We start from the raw sequence: 18105 nt of genomic DNA on the forward strand, positions 1-18105 counted from the left end.
GGGGAGCCGCGCGGGATGAAAGCCGCGGGGCGTCTCGTTGCAACGCCCAATCCATGACGCAACCCCCACCCGACGCCCTGTCCCCTGGCGCGACCCCCGCCGCCTCGGGGCTCAAGGGCCTGCTCGCCTCCTGCTGGCTGGCCGTGCGCGGCTCCACCGAGGACCTGGCCACCGGGCCCGTGGACCGCGCCTTCCTCCTGCTGTCCGTCCCCATGGTGCTGGAGATGGTGATGGAGTCCATCTTCGCCCTGGTGGACGTGCTCTTCGTGTCCCGCCTGGGCGCGGACGCCATCGCCACCGTGGGCCTCACCGAGGCCGTGCTCACGCTGTTCCGGACCGTGCCGCTGGGGCTGGCCGTGGCCGCGACCGCGCTCGTCTCCCGCCGCATCGGCCAGAAGGACCCGGAGCGCGCCGCGCGCACCGCCGTTCAAGCCCTGGGGCTGGGGCTCGTCCTGTCCGTGCCGCTGGCGCTGGCCGGCTGCCTCTTCGCGCGCCCCATCCTCATTGCGATGGGCGCGGCCCCTGGCGTGGTGACGCACGGCCTGGGGTACGCGCGGCTGATGCTGGGCGGCTTCCCCATCATCATGCTGCTGTTCCTCATCAGCGCCATCCTGCGCGGCGCGGGGGACGCGGCCACCTCCATGCGCGCGCTGTGGCTGGCCAACTCCGTGAACATCGTGCTCGCGCCCCTGTTCATCTTCGGCCTGGGGCCCATCCCCGCCCTGGGCGTCACCGGCGCCGCGGTGGCCACCACCGTGGGCCGCGGCACCGGCGTGCTGTACCAGGTGTACCGCCTGCTCCAGGGCAGCGGACGGCTGGAGCTGCGCCGCCGTCACCTGCGCGTGGAGCCGTCCACGCTGCGCTCGATGCTCAAGCTGTCCGGCGGCGCCATCCTCCAGTCGCTGCTGGGCATGTCCAGCTGGCTCGTGCTGATGCGAATCGTGGCCACCTTCGGCAGCACCGCGCTCGCGGGCTACACGCTGGCCATGCGCATCCTGCTCTTCGCGCAGCAGCCCTCCTGGGGCCTGTCCCACGCGGCGGGCACGCTGGTGGGTCAGAGCCTGGGGGCGGGCGACACCGAGCGGGCCGAGCGCGCCGCGTGGCGCGCCAGCTTCTACACGCTCGGCTTCCTGGGCGTGGTGGCGGTGGGCTTCCTGGTGTTCGCCGAGCCCCTCATCCACCGCTTCACCTCCGAGCCGGAGGTGGCCCTGCACGCGGTGCGCTGCCTGCGCATCGTCAGCTGCAGCCTCGCCCTCTACGCCTTCGTCACCGTGCTGCCCCACGCCTTCAACGGCGCGGGGGACACCACCACGCCCACCGTGGTGAACGCCCTGTTCTCCTGGGGCCTCCAGCTGCCCCTGGCGTACGTCCTCTGCCATCCGTTGGGCTGGGGGCCCACGGGCGCGTTCGTCGCCATCGCCGTCACCTACGGCGCGCTGGGCCTGACGAGCGCCGCCCTCTTCCGCAGGGGTGGCTGGAAGCTGCGGCACGTTTGATGCCGGCCCCCGGCATCCAACAATCGGCACTCCCCGGGGGCTGAGTTGAAAGCGCCCGCCCAGGTGCCGACTTTCCCGGGACTCTCGCAGCGTGTGGGTCCCCGGAGCGCGAGGGACACCGGAGGCGCCCGACACCCCGGAGCGCCCTCGGACACACCGCCGCGAGTCCCAGGGTGCATCGGTTGGTGGGGGCGTCAGACATGGCGGGCAACGAGCGGCTGGGCGTGGCGATTGTGGGGTTGGGCGGGGCGGTGGCCACCACGGCGGTGGCGGGCATGGAGCTGCTGCGCCGGGGGAGCGTGGACACGCGAGGACTGCCGCTGGCGGACGTGAAGGGCACGGGGCTGGTGGAGTACGACGCGCTGACGTTCGGCGGTTGGGACCTGTTCGACGAGGACCTGGCCAAGGCGGCGCGCAACCACGGCGTGCTGACGGAGGCCCAGCTGGCGGCCGTGGCCCCCACGCTGGAGCGCATGCGCCCCTGGGCCGCGGCCTCCAACCCGAGGTTCTGCAAGAACGTCGTCGACACGACGGCGAAGAAGGCCCGCTCCCTGCGTGAGCAGGTGCAGGCCATCCGCGAGGACCTCACCCGCTTCAAGCGGGACGAGAAGCTGGACCGCGTGGTGGTGGTGAACCTGGCCTCCACGGAGAAGAGCGTGGACCTCGCGCGGCTGGAGTTCGCCACGCCGGAGGCCTTCGAGAAGGCCCTGGACGCGAACGACTCGGACATCGGCCCCGCGATGCTCTACGCGTACGCGGCCATCGTGGACGGCGTGCCGTTCGCCAACTTCACGCCCAGCGTCGCCGCGGACGTGCCCGCGCTGCTCGCGCTGGCGAAGCGCACGGGGGCGCCGGTGGCCGGCAAGGACGGCAAGACGGGGCAGACGCTGCTCAAGACGGTGCTCGCCCCCGCGCTGAGGGATCGCGCGCTGCACGTGGACGGCTGGTACTCCACCAACATCCTGGGCAACCGCGACGGCGAGGCGCTCAACGACCCGGCGTCGAAGCAGAACAAGCTCGACACCAAGGGCGCGGCCCTGGACAGCATCCTCGGCTACAAGGTCCAGGACCACATCGTCCAGATTCAGTACTACCGCCCGCGCGGGGACAACAAGGAGGCCTGGGACAACATCGACGTCACCGGCTTCCTCGGGCAGCCCATGCAGCTCAAGCTCAACTTCCTCTGCAAGGACTCCATCCTCGCCGCGCCGCTCGTGGTGGAGCTGGCGCGCACGCTGGATTTGGCCAAGCGCCGCGGCGAAGGGGGCGTCATCTGCGCGCTGGGGTGCTTCTTCAAGGCCCCCATGTCGCCGGACGGCCAGCCCGTGGAGCACGCCATGGCCGAACAGCAGCGCCACCTGATGGCGTGGCTGAACAAGGGCCGCGTGCCGCGCGCGGAGCGCCCGCCGGAACGCATCCGGGGCTGAGGCCACCATGACCACACCCGCGCGTGACACGGCGGCGGCCCCGGGCCGCCTGGCGAAGCTGCGTCCGCTCCTGTCGGAGTTGATGGACCTCAAGCGCACCCGCACCCCGGACCATCCAGAGGGGCTGGCGGCCCACGGCTTCCGCCGGGCGTGGGCGGCCCTGGCGGCGGGCATGGAGCCTGGCGCCGTGGCGCTCCAGGAGACGGCGCGCGCGGTGGCGGCGGTGCGGCTGTGCGGTCTGGACGCGGACCTCCTCCAGCGGGCGGGGCTGTCCCCGCTGGACGCGACGCGGGTGCTGCGCCGGGGCCTGGACGCGGTGGCGGGGCCGCTGGACGCCAGCCTGCGCGAGCAGCTGTCCCTGGCGCTGATGCCCTCCTCCGAGGCCGCCCACGGCCCGCCGCCCGCGTTCGTGGAGCGGCTGGTGCGCCAACCCCGCGCCGGGGCCACGTTCCCCGGTCGGGCCCGCCTCGTCGTGTCACCGCAGGAGAGCCACGCCGACCACTGCTACGCGGTGGCGGTGGGGGCGGTGCTCGTGTCCCCCCACTTCGGCGCGGCCCCGGCCCTGCCCTTCCTGGCGGGATTGTCGCATCACCTCTTCAACGCGGCGCTGCCGGACGCGGGCTACAGCGGCGAAGCGCTGCTGGGAGATTTCCTGGCGCCCCTGATGAAGCGCCTGACCGAGGCGGCCCTGACACAGCTCCCGCCGCGGCTGTCCGAGGCCGTGCGCCAGGCGCTGACGCTCACCGGCAACGTGGACTCGGCGGAGGCGCGCGCCTTCAACGCCGCGGACACGCTGGACCGGGTGCTGGAGCTGGAGGCCCACGCCCGCGCGGCGGCCTTCACGCTGCGCCAGGCGTTGGAGGACCTGGAGCTGCTCCACCCCGGCCCGCTGCAGGCCTTCGGCAACGACATCCTTCGCGAAGCCGCGGTGTGGCCATGAGGCTCGCGTGGGACACCGCCCTGCCGCTGCATCCGCGCCATCCCCTCACGGGCCTGCCCTTGACGCGGGTGTCGCCCGAGCTCTGGTCGGATGGCGCCACCCGCTGGCCCGTCGTGGACGGCATCCCCTTCCTGCGCACCGGTCGGGAGGCCCTGCGCGAAGCCGTGGTGGCCGCGCTGGAGCGGGGCGAAGGACCTCACGCGCGGGCCCTGCTGCTGCGGGACCAGGACGACCACGCGCGCGTCCCGCCTCCGTCCCTCGCCGCCACCGCCTCCGTCGTGGCGGGCGTCGAGGCGGGGACGCTGGGGCTGCGCGACGCGCTGGAGCAGCTGGGCTTCGGGCCGGTGGCGCCCTACTTCGCGCACCGGCAGTCCGCGCCCACCTTCCTGAGCGCGCTGGGCCTGCTGGCGCAGCACTGGGACGCGCCGCCGTGCGTGGTGGAGCTGGCGTGTGGGCTCGGCCAGGTGCTGCGCGAGGTGTCCCTGCGGGGCACCCCCGTCGTGGGGGTGGACGTGGTGTTCGCCAAGCTGTGGCTGGCGCGGCACTTCATCGTCCCGGAGGCCGTGCTCCTCTGCGCGGACGCGGCCGCGGACGTGCCCATCCCGCCGCTCGAGGGCGCCACCGTGCTGTGTCACGACGCGCTCTACTTCCTGACGGACAAGGCGCGCGTGCTGGCGGAGCTGCGCCGCGTGGCGGGGTCCTCCGGCCGCGTGCTCGTGGGCCACGCCCACAACCGGCACGTGGACCAACGGGGCGTGGGCGGCACGCCGCTGAGCCCCTCCGAGTACGCGGCGCTGATGCCCGGGGCCGCCTGCTACGACGACGCCGCCTTCGTCACCCGCTTCCTCGAAGGCGGCGCCGTGCCCGACACCCCGCTGGCGGAGCTGGAGCGCGCGGAGGCGTTGAGCTTCGCCTGGCCCTCGGCGCCGGGCCAGGGGGCCATCGACTTCGGCGTGGCCGTGCCGGGCGCGAGGCTGAGCCCCAATCCGCTGCTGGAGGAGCATGACGGCCGCGTGCGCCCCGCCTGGCCCACGCCGGGCCTGGCCGCCGAGTACGCGAGCGCCCACTACCTGCGCTCGGACGCGCCCGAGGACGTGGCCCTGCTGCGGCGGTCCGCCACCGGCGCGACGGCCGAGCAGCAGGCCGCGCTCGTCAGGCGGCGGTGGCTCCTGAACCTTCCTGGGAGGTGGTGACATGTCCGGGGCGAAGCCGGGGGCCCACACGCTGGGCTGGGCGGTGGTGGGATGCGGTCTGGTGGCGCGGGACTACGTCATCCCGGCGCTCCAGGGCGCGCGCAACGCGCGGCTGGTGGCGCTGTGTGATTCAGACGCGGAGGCGCTGATGCGCGTCCAGGCGGACGACGTCGTCCGGCACACCGCGCTGGACGCGGCGCTGGCGGACCGGAGCGTGGAGGCCGTCTACATCGCCACGCCCAACCACCTGCACGCCGCGATGACGGAGGCGTGCGCTGCGGCGGGCAAGCACGTGCTGTGCGAGAAGCCCATGGCCATCACCCCGCAGGACGGGCTGCGCATGCTGTCCGCGTGTCGGCGCGCGGGCGTGCACTACGCCACCGCCTTCGACCAGCGCCACCACGCCGCGCACCGCAAGCTGCGCACGCTGGTGAAGGAGGGCGCGCTGGGCACCATCACCCAGGCGCGCATCCACTACGCCTGCTGGCTGCCCGCGGACTGGGCTGCGAACAACTGGCGCATCGACCCGGAGCAGGCCGGCGGCGGCGCGATGATTGACCTGGCGCCCCACGGGCTGGACCTGCTGGAGGTCGTCCTGGGGGATGAGTGGCAGTCGCTCACCGCGATGACGCAGCGGCGCGTGCATGACTACCCGGTGGACGACGGCGCGGTGCTGATGGGTCAGTTCCGCGGTGGCACGCTGGGGCTCCTGCAGGTGGCCTACAACTGCCCGGACGCCTACCCCCGGCGCACGCTGGAGCTCATCGGCACCCGCGCGCGCGCGCTGGCGTACAAGACGATGGGGCAGACGCCCGGCGGGACGCTGTCGCTCACCGACGCGACGACGGGCGCGGAGACGCGGCTCCCCCTGTCTCCGGACGAGGACCAGAGCCCCTTCCGCAACCAGGTGGAGGCCTTCTCCGAGTGCGTGCTGGAAGGCCGGCCGCAGCCCTTCGCCCCGGAGCGCGACGTGCGCCTCGTGGGGCTCCTGTCGCAGGCGCTCCACGCCGGGAAGGCGTTTCCCCCATGTCACTGACGCGCTACGCCTGCACCCACTGCGGCACCTGGCAGCCGGGGTTTGCTCGCCAGCCGCCCGCGAGCTGCCCCACCTGCCTGGACGTGCGCAACGCCCTGCCGCCAGACGGTTGGGAGTTCCAGACGACGGGCCAGGTGGCGGAGCGCCTGAGCACGCGCTGGGAGGAGGCGCTGCCCGGCATCTGGGGCTTCCGCTGCGCGCCGGGCTTCGGCCTGGGCTCCACGGGGTGGCTCCTGCGCGGCCCCGAGGGCAACGTCGCGTTCGAGGGCGCGCCCTGGTACTCGCGGCCGGCGCTGGAGATCCTGGAGTCGATGGGCGGCATCCAGGTGCTGTCCGCGTCGCACCCGCACGGCTTCGGGGCGCTGTGGCAGCTGCAGGAGCGCTTCGACCCGCTGCTCGTCCTGCACCGGGACGCGGTTCAATACAGCAAGGCCTTCCAGGTGCGCTGGCCGGTGGATGACGAGCACACCCTGGCGCCGGGCCTGACGCTGCACTGCGTGGCGGGGCACTACGAAGGCCAGACGGTGCTGTACGACGCGCGCACCCGCTCGCTGTTCTGCGGCGACGCGCTGAAGGTGGAGCTGGACGCGCGCGGCCGCCCCACGGCGCTGTCGTGTCACAAGGGCTTCCACTACGCGATTCCGCTGAGCCACGCGGAGCTGCGCCGCTACCGCCGGGTGCTCGAGCAGCTCCCGTTCGAGAACGTCTTCACCCCGTTCGAGTTCGCGCGCGGCGTCACCCGCGAGCACGCCCTGGCGCTGTTCGACCGGCTGCTCACGGGCATGCCGCACACCCGTCCCATTGCGTTGGAGGAGCTGTCATGAGCCTGACCGAAGCCCTGGATGCCTATTTCCGCGTCATGCCTCCGGGAGCGTTCCCGATCTTCCGCATCGACCCGCTGGACCGGCTGGGGGTCCCGGTGGTCTCCGCGAGCCTGCGGATGGGCGACCAGGTCGGCGACATCCTCCACGCCAACGGCTACGGCGCCACCGAGGAGGAGGCGCGCGTCGGGGCCCTGGGAGAGCTCGCCGAGGACGTCTGCGCCGACCAGGCCCTGCTGCGCATGCCCCGCGTGCACGGCACCTACGCGGAGCTGGTGGGGACCTTCGGCGCCGCGGCGGTGGTCAATCCCCTCACCCTGAGCCTGCCCGCGGGCAGTCCCTACCGGCCCGACATGCCGCTGGTCTGGGGGGAGATGAAGCGGCTGTCCACCGGCGAGCGGGTGCTGGTGCCAGAGGAGTTCATCGCCGTCCGGCCCGGAAACCTGAAGGGGAGGACACCGCTCGCGAGGCCCCTGACCAACGGGCGGGGCGCGGGCCGCACGCGGCAGCAGGCGCTGGCGCACGCCCTGCTGGAGCTGCTGCAACGCGACGGCAACGGGCTCCAGTTCCGCGCCATGGACCAGGGCGTGGTGCTGGACCTGGAGGGCGCGGCGCTGGCTCCGGACGTGCGGGAGCTCTTGGGGCGCTACCAGCGCGCGGGCGTGGAGGTGCTGGCGAAGCTGGCGAGCACCGACTTCGGCCTCGTGAATGTCTACGTGGTGGGCCACGACCTGTCCGTGGGCAACCAGCCGCTGCTGGTGACGGGCTGCGGCGAGGCGACCGACCCGGACCGGGACCGGGCGCTGCGCAAGGCGCTGCTGGAGTTCGCGGGCTCGCGGGCGCGCAAGGCCGTCTCGCACGGCCCGATGAGCGAAGTGGCCCGCGTCGCGCCCCGGGAATACATGGAGCAGTTCGTCCCCCTGGTGGACGTCGCCTCCGAGGAGCCCCGCGCGCTGCAGGCCATGGCGGAGTGGTCCCAGTTGCCGGCCTCGGCCCTGCGCGAGCTCACCGCGTGCACGCTGCTGCGCCGGCGCACCCGGCGCTTCGAGGACCTGCCCCGGGTGCCGGGGATGGAGGACCCCGCGCGGCGGTGCGACCACGTGGTGCGGCAGCTGGAAGCGGCGGGCTTCGACATCCTCGTCGCGGACCTGTCCCCTCCGGGTCACCCGGTGCACGTGGTGAAGGTGGTGGTGCCGGGGCTGGAGGTGGAGACGATGACCTATGGCCGGTTGGGCGAGCGCAACGTGGCGCGGCTGCTCGAGCGCCGGGAGCCGCTGGTGGGCCTGGGCGCGCCGCCGCCGGGAGCCCAGCCGGTGCGGCTCACCCCCGAGGCCGAGGAGCGGCTGGGCGGTCCCGCCTGGTTCGACGCGCGGCTGGCCGAGGCGCGCGTGGGACGCCTGTATCCCCTCTACCGGGAGCCGGACCGCCACGCGGTGCATGCGATGCTCTCGAGCCGCCGCTTCGGGGGGCAGTGAGCCATGGCGCTGCGCTTCGCGTACAACACCAACGGCGTGTCCAATCACCGCTTCGAGGATGCGCTGCGCCTCATCGCGGACAGCGGCTACGACGGCGTCGCGCTGACGCTGGACCACCACCACTTCGACCCGTTCGCGCCGGACTTCGAACAGCGCAGCGCCCAGCTGGCCACGCTGTTGGAGCGGCTGGGGCTGGGGCTGGTGGTGGAGACGGGGGCGCGCTTCCTGCTGGACCCTCGGCGCAAGCACGAGCCCACGCTCATCACGCCGGACGCCGCGAGTCGGACGAGGCGCCTGGAGTTCCTGAAGCGCGCGGTGGACGTGTGCGCGACGTGTCGGGGCGAAGCGGTGTCGTTCTGGTCGGGGGTGCCCCGCGCCGAGGTGACGCACGAGGCGGCCTGGCCCTGGCTGGTGGACGGAGTGGCCCGGCTGTCGGAGTACGCGGCGGCGCGCGGGGTGGTGCTGGCGGTGGAGCCGGAGCCCGGGATGCTGGTGGACACCGTGGACGGCTGGGGCCTGCTGCAGGCGCGGGTGGAGGCGACGGGCGCGCCTGCCGTGCGGCTGGCCCTGGACGTGGGGCACCTGCTGGTGACCGGCGAGCGGGTGCCCGCGGAGGCGGTGCGTGAGTTCGCGCCGGTGCTGGGCACGGTGGCGCTGGAGGACATGAAGCGCGGCGTGCACGAGCACCTGCCGTTCGGCGAGGGGGACGTGGACGTGCCGTCGGTGCTGAGGGAGCTGACGCGCGCGCGCTACGAGCAACTGGTGTGCGTGGAGCTGTCCCGGGATGCGCACCGGGCGCACCAGATGGTGCCCGATGCGCTGGAGTGGCTGAGGGCGCACCTGCCGACCGACGCGGAGGTGGCGGCGTGAACACCCTGAGCCCACGGCGGGTCTGCTTCATCTCCCGGCGCTTCTTCCCGGCCATCTCGGGGATGAGTGTCTATGCGCTCAACCTGGTGCGGGAGCTGGTCGCGTGCGGGCATGACGTGACGATGGTGAGCCAGTACCGCAACGACGCCGCGGGCATGGCGGTGTATGGGGGCGGGCCTCCTCCGGGGATTCCGGGCGCGCACGTGCTGGGGTGCGAATCCCGGGGCGAGCAGCGCATCAACCAGGGGCAGCCCGCCAGCTTCGAGCAGGACGTGGAGGACCTGGTGGAGATGGTGGTTCGCGAGCACCGGCGCCGGCCCTTCGACTTCATCCACGCGCAGTATGGTTATCCCTGTGGCCTGGCGGCGCTGGAGGCCTCGCGGCGTCTGGGATTGCCCAACGTCGTCTCCATCCAGGGTGGTGACGGGCACTGGGTGGGGACGTGCTGTGGGACGCACAAGCAGGCGATGCTCGCGGTGCTGGGCCACTCGGGGGCGCTGTTGATTGGCAGCCGGTCCTTCGCGGAGGAGGTGCGGGGACACCACGGGACGCCGCTGGAGCGGTTCACCATCGTGCCGGGCGCCACGGACACGCAGCGCTTCCATCCGCGCAACGAGTCGAGGCTGGGGGAGCCACAGGACGTGCCGGTGTGGCTGTACCACGGCCGGGTGGACGCTCGAAAAGGCGTGATGGAGCTGCTGGACGCGGTGAAGCAGCTGGTGGCGGAGGGGCGTCGGTTCCGGCTGCGCGTGTCGGGCATCGGGCCGGACGTGGAGGCGGTGCGCGCGCGCGTGGAGGCCGAGGGGCTTCGAGGCACGGTGGAGCTGACGGGGGTGTCCACCTACGCGGAGGCGCCGGACCTGTACCGGAGTGGAGATTTGTTCGTCTCGCCCACGTATTCAGAGGGGTTCTCCAACACGCTGCTGGAGGCGATGGCGTCCGGGCTGCCCATCGTGTCGACGAAGGCGGTGGGGGTGGTGGACTGCCTGGAGGACGGGCGGGACGGGCTGTTGGTGCCGCCGAAGGACAGCGGCGCGCTGGCGGAGGCCATGGGGCGGCTGATGGACGACGCGCCGCTGCGAAGGCGGTTGGCGACGACGGCGCTGCGCGAGGTGCGGGAGCTGTACTCGTGGCGGACGGTGGGGCGACAGATTCAGGGGGTGTATACGCAGCTGACGGGCACGCGGCCGGACACGCGGTGGACCCACCTGTATGACCCGGCGACGACGCAGCAGAGCGCGGACCCCTCGTGCAGGTTCCGGGCGGCGCCGCATCTGTTATGAGCACCGCCCTCTTCGTGTCGCCGCACCTGGACGACGTGGCCTTCTCGTGCGGGGGGACGCTGGCGGCGTTGAAGGCGAAGGGGTGGACGGTGGCGCTCATCACCGTCTTCACGCGCTCGGTGCCGGAGCCCCAGGGCTTCGCGCTGCACTGCCAGACAGCGAAGGGGTTGGCGCCGGAGGCGGACTACATGGCCCTGCGACGCGAGGAGGACCGGGCGTTCGCGAAGCGGCTGGGCGTGGACGTCCTGACCTGGGCGGACCTGGAGGAGGCGCCGCACCGGGGCTACGCGAGCGCGGAGGCGCTGTTCCAGCCCCCGCGAGCGGATGACGCCATCACGGCGGAGGTGGCGCGGCGTCTGAAGCCGGTGTTGTGGGAGATGACGCCGAGCCGGGTCTTCGTGCCGCAGGCGCTGGGAAGCCACGTGGACCACGTGCAGGTGGTGCGCGCGGTGCGGGGGTTGGGCATTCCGTCCAACCGCGTCTGGTATTACCGCGACACGCCCTACGCCGTGCGCCAGCCGGACGCGAAGCCTGACCCGGCGCTCCCGAGAAAGCTGCGGCCCCAGCCGGTGGACATCACGGCGCACCTGGCGAGGAAGGTGGAGGGCTGTCTCTGCTACGGCACCCAGCTGGGCTTCCAGTTCGGAGGCGAGGCGGGCGTGGCCCGGATGCTCGAGGCCTTCCACCACCAGGAGGCGCAGACCCATGGATGTTCAGGAGCCGCGGAGGTCTTCCTGAGCCAACCACTCCCGACGGCAGGCCCGGCCTGAGGCGCCATCGCGGTCTTTCATCAGGACCGCCAGCCCAGGTGCACCGTGGGGAGCTGGCCCGCCAACTCCAGCGTGTAGCGGTTGCGTGAGGCGTTCACCTCCAGGCCGACGAACAGCCCGCGGACATCCGAGCCGAAGGAGTCGAGCTTGCCATTCACGTCCAGCGTGGACCGCGTCCACCCTTTTTACTTCTGCCACGGCGCCGCACTGGACGACGGCACGGTCTCCTGCATCATCGGCGAGAGCCACATCGCCACGCTCCTGAAGTGACACCGCAGCCTCACTGACCACCCACACCGGAGAGCTCCACTGTCGGACTCATCTCGCTCCAGCTTCTTCGGCGCCAATGCCGCGCGGACCGGACACTTCGAGGCAACGGGGCCGCTCGCGGTCAAGCGAGCCCGCTGGAAGTTCGCGCCGAGCACGCCCGCGACGACGCGCAACACGCCTGCCATCCACGACGGCGTGCTGTTCGCGAACTTCGACAACGACAACCTCTACGCCCTCGACCTCGCGAAGGGGAAGGAGCTCTGGAGCGTGCGGGTCGGCGGCACCGCTCCCGAGAGCCTCTCGAATCCGATGGTCGCGCAGGGACTGCTCTTCGTCGTCGGTGGCGGGCACTGCCACGCCGTCGACCTGGACACGCACGCCCTCCGCTGGAGCGTCTCCTGTGACTCCGAGGCGACCTCCTCACCCATCGTTGTCGACGACGACGTCTACGTGGGAACACGGCTCGGGGGAGTCGTCGCCATCGACGCACGCACGGGAACCGAGCGCTGGCGCGTGCAGCTCCGATGTGGCGGGAGCGTGCAGTCCGCGGTCAGCGTGACGCGAGAGCACGTCATCGTCGGGACCCGCCAGGACTTCACCGAGGGCCACCTGGTCGCGCTCGACCGCGCCACGGGCACCGAGCACTGGTCGGTGAAGGCCGGCGCGATGAGCCATTCCGGAGCACCCGCCATCAACGGCAGCACGGTCTACGCCCTGTCCGGCATGGGCAAGCGCCTTCGCGCGCTCCATCTCGCCAGCGGCAAACAGCGTTGGACCTACGAGACGCGCGGCGCGCTCTGGGGAACGCCCGCCGTCGCGGACGGTGTCGTGTGCTTCACCGGCGACCACTCGATTCTCCACGCCCTGGACGAAAAGACCGGCAAGGAGCGCTGGTCCGTCACACTCGACAAGTCGCCGGCCGCCACGGTCTCACCGGCCATCGCGGGGGGCATCGTCTACATGGGAGCCGGCAACACCGTGTACGCCTGGACGCTTCAGGACGGAACAGAGCGCTGGCGGTGGAAGGCACCCCACCGCGTGACGACGGCGCCGCTCATCGCCGATGGCACCGTCTACGTGGGCTGTGACCGCGCGGTCATCGCGCTGGCCTGATGGCGACCCACAAGGGCGGGCGCTCCGCGAGTGCGCGGACTCTGGGCTAGAGTCGACGGGACATGGCGTCCGCCGCTCCCCGCACTCCTCGTCCCTCTCCCTGGTTGACGCGACGCAGAGCCGTCGTCGCATCGGGGGTCCTCTTCGCCGTGGCCTGCGCGCTGCCCGCCGTCGTCTCGTACAACACGGGGTCCCGGGAGCTGGAGCCGATGTGGGGCCACTCCATGCTCATCAACGGCTGGGTGGGCCCCATCGCCTACCTGTGGGGATGGTTCGCCAATCCCCTGCTGCTGTTGAGCCTGTGGATGCTGGCGAAGGGCCGCTACATGGGCGCCTTCAGGGGAGGCGCCGTCGCGGTCTTCGTCGCGCTGACCACCTTCACCTGGTACGCGAACCCCGTCCCGGTGACTGGCGGCGGGAGCCGGAGCCGCCGACTCGAGCTGTCCCATCCGACCTTCGGCTTCTTCTTCTGGATGGGCAGCATCGCGCTGGTCCCCATCAGCGCCTCCCTCCTCTCGAGGCGAGATGCGGAAGCGAAAGCCGCCACCACCGCGTCCAAGGCTTCGTGAAGCAGACCTCACCGCCGCTTCGCCGCCGAGCGTCGGGGAGCAGGCGGCCGTGAGGTCGCGACGGCCTGCCCCGAGAGCGTCTCCAGGTACGCGCAGAGCATGTCGGCCAACGCCTCGGAGTAGGTGGCGACCTCCTCGGGGGTTCGAGGGCTCTCCGAGAAGGCCTTCCCCACCGCGCTCAGCGTCGTCCTGACGAGGTCTCCCGCGAGCATGCGCGCCGGCTTGGGCGTCGCCGGTAGCAGCTCGCGCATGAAGTCCTCGAACGTGACCTTGCTCGAGGCCCGCACCGCGCGGGCTTCGGGCGCATCGCGGTAAAGGGGCGCGGCGTCACTCAGCGCGACACGGACCGCGGCCTCGTCGCACTCGGACTGGACGAAGGTGTGCACGAGCGCGCGGAGCCGTGCGAGTGGCGGACGCGTCGTGTCCTCGAGCAGCGCCCGGGTGAGCGCTGTCGTCTGTCGCCACTCGTCGGTCTGGAGTCGGAAGAGGACGGCCGCCTTGTTCGGGAAGTACTGGTACAGCGACCCGACGCTGACGCCCGCCTTCTCGGCCACGCGCGCCATCGTGAAGCGCGGCGCACCCTCCTTCGCCAGAACCTGAACAGCCGCGCGGAGGACCGCGTCGACGAGGCCATTCGAGCGTGCCTGCTGAGGCTCTTTTCTCGAGGAGATTCGAGGACTTCGTCGCGGGCTCATGCGCGCTCCAGGCAATGCGAATTGTGAACCTGAATGATTCGTCGCATTTTGTCCAGCGTCACACCGGCTGGCACACGCCACGGAGAACACCATGACCACGCTGACAGAAAGCCCCCTCGCACCGCTGCTCGAGCGCCTGTTCCAGGAGGCCGAGGCGCTGTCGCCTCTCGCCCTCCCGGAGGTGGCGGCGCTCTCGCGCGAGGAGCGGGAGCGCCTGATGCGCAGCAAGACGGAGTACCTCGACTTCTACGGGAGGCTGAAGGACGCCGCGCTGGCCGTCTCGCGCGAGACGGGCCTCCTGCTCTACATGCTGGCGCGCAGCTCGGGCGCGCGGACCGTCGTCGAGTTCGGGACGTCGTTCGGCATCTCGACGCTGCACCTGGCCGCCGCGCTCCGCGACAATGGCGGAGGCCGCGTCATCACGAGTGAGTTCGAGCCGTCGAAGGTGGCTCGCGCGCGGAGGAATCTCGAAACGGGAGGGCTCGCGGACCTGGTGGAGGTTCGCGAAGGCGATGCCCTGAAGACGCTCGCGAGCGAGCTCCCCGCCCAGGTCGACCTGCTCCTGCTCGACGGGGCGAAGGCGCTCTACCCGGACATCCTGCGGCTCATCGAGGGCCGGCTCCGCCCTGGGGCCCTCATCGTCGCGGACAACGCCGACGACAGCCCGGAGTACCTCGCACGGGTCCGAGACCCGAGGAATGGCTATCTCTCGACACCCTTCGCCGAGGACGTCGAGCTGTCCCTCCGGGTCGGCTGAGGTGTGCGTACAGACGTGACAAGGGCGAGCGCCCCAGGTTGCCCGCCGACCGCCCTGCCGCGACCCGTGCGGGGCGGTGGATCGGCTTGCCTCACGGCTCCACGTCCATTAGCACTCATGCAATGACGACGACAAAGAGCCCGCTCGCGCCAGGCCTGGGTGAGCTCCTCCGCTACGTCACCGAGCTGCTGGATGGCGGCTCGGAGGAGCGCTACGCCGACCTCGGCATCAACTATCGCGCTCGCTACACCCCCGTGCTGCGGGCAATCGCCGCCGGCGCCGTCACCGTCACCGAAATCACGGAGCTGACCCGGCTCACGCAGGGCGCGGTCAGCCAGACGACGGGGCTGCTGATTGAAGAGGGCCTCCTCACCCGCGCTCCGATGTCCGACGGGCGCAAGTCCGAGCTCCGGCTGACGACCCGCGGGAAGGCCCTGTTGGCCAGGGTCTCAGAGCAGTGGGGAGCCATCTTCTCCGCACTGGATGAACTGGAGCAGGAGATTGGCCACCCCTTGCGCCAGGTGTTGAGTGACACGGCCGAGGCACTCGAGCGGCGCGGGTTCGCCGACCGGCTGCGGATGCGCTCCAAACAAGACCGCAAGAAGAGGACGGGCACCCATGACACGTGAGGCGCACAACTGGTTCGAGCAAGGTGGCGAGGCCTATGCCCGCTACCGCCCCACCTACCCCGATGAGCTGGCCCGACACCTTGCCCAGGTGTCTCCCGACACCCGGATGGCGCTCGACGTCGGTTGCGGCAATGGCCAGTTCAGCTGCCAGCTCGGAGACCACTTCGACGCGGTCCTCGGCCTCGACCCGAGCGCCGACCAGCTCGCGCACGCCGTGCCTCATGCGCGTGTCCGATACCGCGTGGGCTCCGCCGAGAACCTCGACGTCGCGGACCACAGCGCCAGCCTCGTCACGGCCGCCCAGGCCGCACACTGGTTCGACCTGCCCCGGTTCTACGAAGAGGTACGACGCGTCTGCGTGCCGGGCGCGAAACTCGCGCTCATCAGCTATGGCGTCGCCCAGCTCGAAGCCGGGCTGAACGAGCGCTTCCTCGAGTTCTATCGAGAGGAGATTGGCCCCTACTGGCCTCCCGAGCGGAAGCTCGTCGACAGTGGCTACGCCCAGCTGGCCTTCCCCTTCCGGGAGCTTTCGCCCCCTCGCCAGCAACTCCGCCGTGAATGGGATGCGCACGCCTTCCTGGGCTACGTCTCCACCTGGTCGGCCACCCAGCGCGCCCGCGCGGCGGGCAAGGAGGAGATGCTCGCGGCCTTCTCGCGCGACCTCCTGGCCTCCTGGGGTGACCCCAACCGCGCGCGAACCATCCTCTGGCCCATCAACATCCGCCTCGGAGAAGTCTGAGGCACGCGCCCCACACGGCACTGGAGGCCGGCCTGCGACACCGTGAGAGGTGGCCGAGGCGGGAGTCGCCGGCGAAGGCCCCCATCATCGGCATGGCCCGCCTCCGCGCCGCGAACACCCTCCGCCCAATGAAAACGGCGGCCCTCCCGGAGGAAGGCCGCCGCTCTCACTGCCTCGAGCTTCGGACTACTGCGCGGTGGTGAGGGTCCCCACCGCCACGTCGATGGACTGCAACGTTCCGGAGGCCGGCAGCGCGTGCGCCTTGCGGACACTCAGCGGCACCACCGTGCCCGCCGGCCTCTCGCCGGTGGCATCCACGGTCAGCGCCACGGACAGCAGCGCGCCGTCGTACGGGTGCGCCGGAGCGCCCTTCTGGTACACGCCCACGCTCAACGTGCCGCCCTTCACACCCGACTTGAGCAACCAGGGCGCGGCGCCGAGCGCGTAGCCCCGGTTGGCCACGTACTCGGAGCCCTCCACGGGGGTCCAGGACGCGGTGGCCGCGTCCAGGCCCAGCGTCAGGTCCACGCCACGGCCGGACTGGCCCGCGGGCCCCACCAGGTCCAGCACCAACGTGTTGCCCGAGGACTGGCTCGCGTTGCGAACCAGGCGCCACCCCGTCCCCGTCGGGTCCACGTAGCTCACCGTGCCAGCGACGGGCACCGTGACGACGGCCGAGTCGGACTTCGTCGGGTCCGCCACGCTGGTCGCCGTCACGGTGTACGTCCCCGCCCGGCTCGGCGCGGTGTACACGCCGGAGCTGGTGACGGTGCCGTTGGCCGAACCCCCCTCGACGGCCCAGGTCACCGCGACGACGGTGGTGTTCGTCACTTCGGCTGAGAGCTCCACGCGAGCCCCCTGCCCCACCGTGGCCGTCTTCGGAGAGACCGTCACCGTCACCGGCCGGGCCACGAGGGGCTCGACGGTGAGGGTGGCCGAGTCGGACTTCGTCGGGTCCGCCACGCTGGTCGCCGTCACCGTGAACGTGCCCGCGCGGCGCGGCGCCCGGTACACGCCCGTGCTGCTCACGGTGCCGTTGTCGTCACCGCCCTCCACGGACCACTGCACCGCCAGGACGTTGGTCCCGGTGACCTGCGCGGACAGGGAGAAGGCGGCATCCTGCGCCACCGTGCCCGTCTTCGGGGAGACCGCCACCGCCACCGTCTCGACGATGATGGGCTCCACCGTGATGGAGGCCGAGCCCTTCTTCGTCGGGTCCGCCACGCTGGTCGCCGTCACCGTGAACGTGCCCGCCTTCTTCGGCGCCCGGTACACGCCCGTGCTGCTGACGTAACCGTTCTCATCGCCACCCTCCACGGTCCACTGCACCGCCAGGTTGTTCGTCCCGGAGACCTCCGCCGTCAGCTGCACGGTGCCCTCCCAGGGGGTGCTGGCCGTCGCGGGGCTCACCGTCACGTTCACCTCCCCGACGACGACGGGCTCCACGGTGATGGAGGCGGAGCCCTGCTTCGTCGGGTCCGCCACGCTGGTCGCCGTCACGGTGTACGTGCCCGCCTTGTCCGGCGCGGTGTAGCGGCCCGTGCTGCTGACGGTGCCGTTCTCGTCGCCACCCTCCACGGCCCACTGCACCGCGGTGATGGAGGAGCCGGAGACCTCCGCCGTGAGATTCACGGACGTCCCCTGCCCGAGCGTCGCCACCTCCGGCGTCACCTTCACCAGGACCGTCGGCGTCTGGACCGCCTCCACCGTGACGGTGGCCGAGTCCTTCTTCGAGGTGTCCACCGCGTTGGTGGCCACCACCGTGTACGTGCCTGCCTCGGCCGGCGCGGTGTAGACGCCCGCGCTGCTGATGGAGCCGTGGGAGTCGCCGCCCTCCACCGACCAGAGGATGCGCGCGGCCTTCGAGTCCTTCACCGAAGCGCTGAAGGTCGTCTTCTCACCGGCCTTCACCGTGACGCTCTTCGGCGTCACCGTCACCGGCCCCGAATCGGAGTCGGAGCAGGCCACCAGCGCCCCCATCAGGAGCGGAACAATGAGCTTCATCCACGTTTTCATGGGGGA

Annotated in this window: 19 protein-coding genes; 16 read left to right on the forward strand and 3 right to left on the reverse strand. The window is 71.8% G+C overall.

Going from position 1 to position 18105, the window contains the following annotated elements; translation table 11 throughout:
• Positions 1–53: 53 nt before the first annotated feature.
• From LXT21_RS33250 to LXT21_RS33295, 10 genes are all read left to right on the forward strand, one after another.
• Entirely contained in the window at positions 54–1496 is a 1443-nt protein-coding gene (locus LXT21_RS33250) for an MATE family efflux transporter (protein ID WP_254042239.1), read from the forward strand.
• Between the two features lie 200 nt (positions 1497–1696).
• Entirely contained in the window at positions 1697–2923 is a 1227-nt protein-coding gene (locus LXT21_RS33255) for an inositol-3-phosphate synthase (RefSeq protein ID WP_254042240.1), read from the forward strand.
• A gap of 7 nt (positions 2924–2930) precedes the next feature.
• The gene (locus tag LXT21_RS33260; protein WP_254042241.1) at positions 2931–3863 is read left to right on the forward strand and encodes an HD domain-containing protein; all 933 of its coding nucleotides are present in this window, start codon (positions 2931–2933) and stop codon (positions 3861–3863) included.
• Complete coding sequence (locus LXT21_RS33265) at positions 3860–5056, forward strand: class I SAM-dependent methyltransferase (RefSeq protein WP_254042242.1); 1197 nt, start codon at positions 3860–3862, stop codon at positions 5054–5056. Before LXT21_RS33260 ends, LXT21_RS33265 begins: the two co-directional genes overlap by 4 nt.
• 1 nt (position 5057) lies before the next feature.
• Positions 5058–6092 carry a Gfo/Idh/MocA family protein gene (locus LXT21_RS33270; protein ID WP_254042243.1) on the forward strand — a complete coding sequence of 345 codons (1035 nt, stop codon included), beginning with the start codon at positions 5058–5060 and terminating at the stop codon, positions 6090–6092.
• The gene (locus LXT21_RS33275) at positions 6083–6916 is read left to right on the forward strand and encodes an MBL fold metallo-hydrolase (protein ID WP_254042244.1); all 834 of its coding nucleotides are present in this window, start codon (positions 6083–6085) and stop codon (positions 6914–6916) included. The genes LXT21_RS33270 and LXT21_RS33275 overlap by 10 nt, the downstream gene beginning before the upstream one ends.
• Positions 6913–8388 (forward strand): YcaO-like family protein, encoded by a 1476-nt coding sequence (locus LXT21_RS33280; protein ID WP_254042245.1) that lies wholly within the window; start codon positions 6913–6915, stop codon positions 8386–8388. The genes LXT21_RS33275 and LXT21_RS33280 overlap by 4 nt, the downstream gene beginning before the upstream one ends.
• A gap of 3 nt (positions 8389–8391) precedes the next feature.
• A complete protein-coding gene (locus tag LXT21_RS33285; protein WP_254042246.1) occupies positions 8392–9258 on the forward strand; it encodes a sugar phosphate isomerase/epimerase family protein in 867 nt (288 codons plus the stop codon).
• Complete coding sequence (locus LXT21_RS33290) at positions 9255–10541, forward strand: glycosyltransferase family 4 protein (protein ID WP_254042247.1); 1287 nt, start codon at positions 9255–9257, stop codon at positions 10539–10541. Before LXT21_RS33285 ends, LXT21_RS33290 begins: the two co-directional genes overlap by 4 nt.
• Complete coding sequence (locus LXT21_RS33295) at positions 10538–11311, forward strand: PIG-L deacetylase family protein (protein WP_254042248.1); 774 nt, start codon at positions 10538–10540, stop codon at positions 11309–11311. Before LXT21_RS33290 ends, LXT21_RS33295 begins: the two co-directional genes overlap by 4 nt.
• A 20-nt stretch (positions 11312–11331) precedes the next feature.
• On the opposite strand, the gene LXT21_RS33300 is transcribed toward LXT21_RS33295, so the two are convergent.
• A complete protein-coding gene (locus tag LXT21_RS33300) occupies positions 11332–11469 on the reverse strand; it encodes a hypothetical protein (protein ID WP_254042249.1) in 138 nt (45 codons plus the stop codon).
• Here LXT21_RS33300 and LXT21_RS45005 point away from each other — a divergent pair.
• From LXT21_RS45005 to LXT21_RS33310, 3 genes are all read left to right on the forward strand, one after another.
• Positions 11459–11581 (forward strand): hypothetical protein, encoded by a 123-nt coding sequence (locus LXT21_RS45005; protein WP_256572205.1) that lies wholly within the window; start codon positions 11459–11461, stop codon positions 11579–11581. The two genes, LXT21_RS33300 and LXT21_RS45005, sit on opposite strands and share 11 nt — an antisense overlap.
• A gap of 39 nt (positions 11582–11620) precedes the next feature.
• On the forward strand, positions 11621–12694 hold the full coding sequence (locus LXT21_RS33305; protein WP_254042423.1) for an outer membrane protein assembly factor BamB family protein: 1074 nt from the start codon (positions 11621–11623) through the stop codon (positions 12692–12694).
• A gap of 104 nt (positions 12695–12798) precedes the next feature.
• Positions 12799–13263: a hypothetical protein gene (locus LXT21_RS33310; RefSeq protein ID WP_254042250.1), complete on the forward strand. Its 465-nt coding sequence runs from the start codon at positions 12799–12801 to the stop codon at positions 13261–13263.
• Positions 13264–13271: 8 nt separating this feature from the next.
• Here the strand turns inward: LXT21_RS33310 and LXT21_RS33315 are convergent, their stop codons facing one another.
• Complete coding sequence (locus tag LXT21_RS33315) at positions 13272–13958, reverse strand: TetR family transcriptional regulator (protein WP_254042251.1); 687 nt, start codon at positions 13956–13958, stop codon at positions 13272–13274.
• 91 nt (positions 13959–14049) lie between these two features.
• On the opposite strand from LXT21_RS33315, the gene LXT21_RS33320 reads away from it, so the two are divergent.
• From LXT21_RS33320 to LXT21_RS33330, 3 genes are all read left to right on the forward strand, one after another.
• Positions 14050–14715 carry an O-methyltransferase gene (locus tag LXT21_RS33320; protein ID WP_254042252.1) on the forward strand — a complete coding sequence of 222 codons (666 nt, stop codon included), beginning with the start codon at positions 14050–14052 and terminating at the stop codon, positions 14713–14715.
• Between the two features lie 122 nt (positions 14716–14837).
• Positions 14838–15344 (forward strand): MarR family winged helix-turn-helix transcriptional regulator, encoded by a 507-nt coding sequence (locus tag LXT21_RS33325; protein WP_254042253.1) that lies wholly within the window; start codon positions 14838–14840, stop codon positions 15342–15344.
• Positions 15334–16083, forward strand: a complete 750-nt coding sequence (locus LXT21_RS33330) for a class I SAM-dependent methyltransferase (protein WP_254042254.1) — start codon at positions 15334–15336, stop codon at positions 16081–16083. Before LXT21_RS33325 ends, LXT21_RS33330 begins: the two co-directional genes overlap by 11 nt.
• A gap of 186 nt (positions 16084–16269) precedes the next feature.
• On the opposite strand, the gene LXT21_RS33335 is transcribed toward LXT21_RS33330, so the two are convergent.
• Entirely contained in the window at positions 16270–18087 is a 1818-nt protein-coding gene (locus LXT21_RS33335) for a hypothetical protein (RefSeq protein ID WP_254042255.1), read from the reverse strand.
• Between the last annotated feature and the right edge of the window lie 18 nt (positions 18088–18105).

It is taken from the genome of Myxococcus guangdongensis (genome assembly GCF_024198255.1).
GTDB classification, from domain to species: domain Bacteria; phylum Myxococcota; class Myxococcia; order Myxococcales; family Myxococcaceae; genus Myxococcus; species Myxococcus guangdongensis.

Bases quoted from the DNA above. Each gene is read 5' to 3' on its own strand.
- LXT21_RS33250 (WP_254042239.1), top strand. From the start codon at position 54: ATGACGCAACCCCCACCCGACGCCCTGTCCCCTGGCGCGACCCCCGCC.
- LXT21_RS33255 (WP_254042240.1), top strand. From the start codon at position 1,697: ATGGCGGGCAACGAGCGGCTGGGCGTGGCGATTGTGGGGTTGGGCGGG.
- LXT21_RS33260 (WP_254042241.1), top strand. From the start codon at position 2,931: ATGACCACACCCGCGCGTGACACGGCGGCGGCCCCGGGCCGCCTGGCG.
- LXT21_RS33265 (WP_254042242.1), top strand. From the start codon at position 3,860: ATGAGGCTCGCGTGGGACACCGCCCTGCCGCTGCATCCGCGCCATCCC.
- LXT21_RS33270 (WP_254042243.1), top strand. From the start codon at position 5,058: ATGTCCGGGGCGAAGCCGGGGGCCCACACGCTGGGCTGGGCGGTGGTG.
- LXT21_RS33275 (WP_254042244.1), top strand. From the start codon at position 6,083: ATGTCACTGACGCGCTACGCCTGCACCCACTGCGGCACCTGGCAGCCG.
- LXT21_RS33280 (WP_254042245.1), top strand. From the start codon at position 6,913: ATGAGCCTGACCGAAGCCCTGGATGCCTATTTCCGCGTCATGCCTCCG.
- LXT21_RS33285 (WP_254042246.1), top strand. From the start codon at position 8,392: ATGGCGCTGCGCTTCGCGTACAACACCAACGGCGTGTCCAATCACCGC.
- LXT21_RS33295 (WP_254042248.1), top strand. From the start codon at position 10,538: ATGAGCACCGCCCTCTTCGTGTCGCCGCACCTGGACGACGTGGCCTTC.
- LXT21_RS33315 (WP_254042251.1), bottom strand. From the start codon at position 13,958: ATGAGCCCGCGACGAAGTCCTCGAATCTCCTCGAGAAAAGAGCCTCAG.
- LXT21_RS33320 (WP_254042252.1), top strand. From the start codon at position 14,050: ATGACCACGCTGACAGAAAGCCCCCTCGCACCGCTGCTCGAGCGCCTG.
- LXT21_RS33325 (WP_254042253.1), top strand. From the start codon at position 14,838: ATGACGACGACAAAGAGCCCGCTCGCGCCAGGCCTGGGTGAGCTCCTC.
- LXT21_RS33330 (WP_254042254.1), top strand. From the start codon at position 15,334: ATGACACGTGAGGCGCACAACTGGTTCGAGCAAGGTGGCGAGGCCTAT.
- LXT21_RS33335 (WP_254042255.1), bottom strand. From the start codon at position 18,087: ATGAAGCTCATTGTTCCGCTCCTGATGGGGGCGCTGGTGGCCTGCTCC.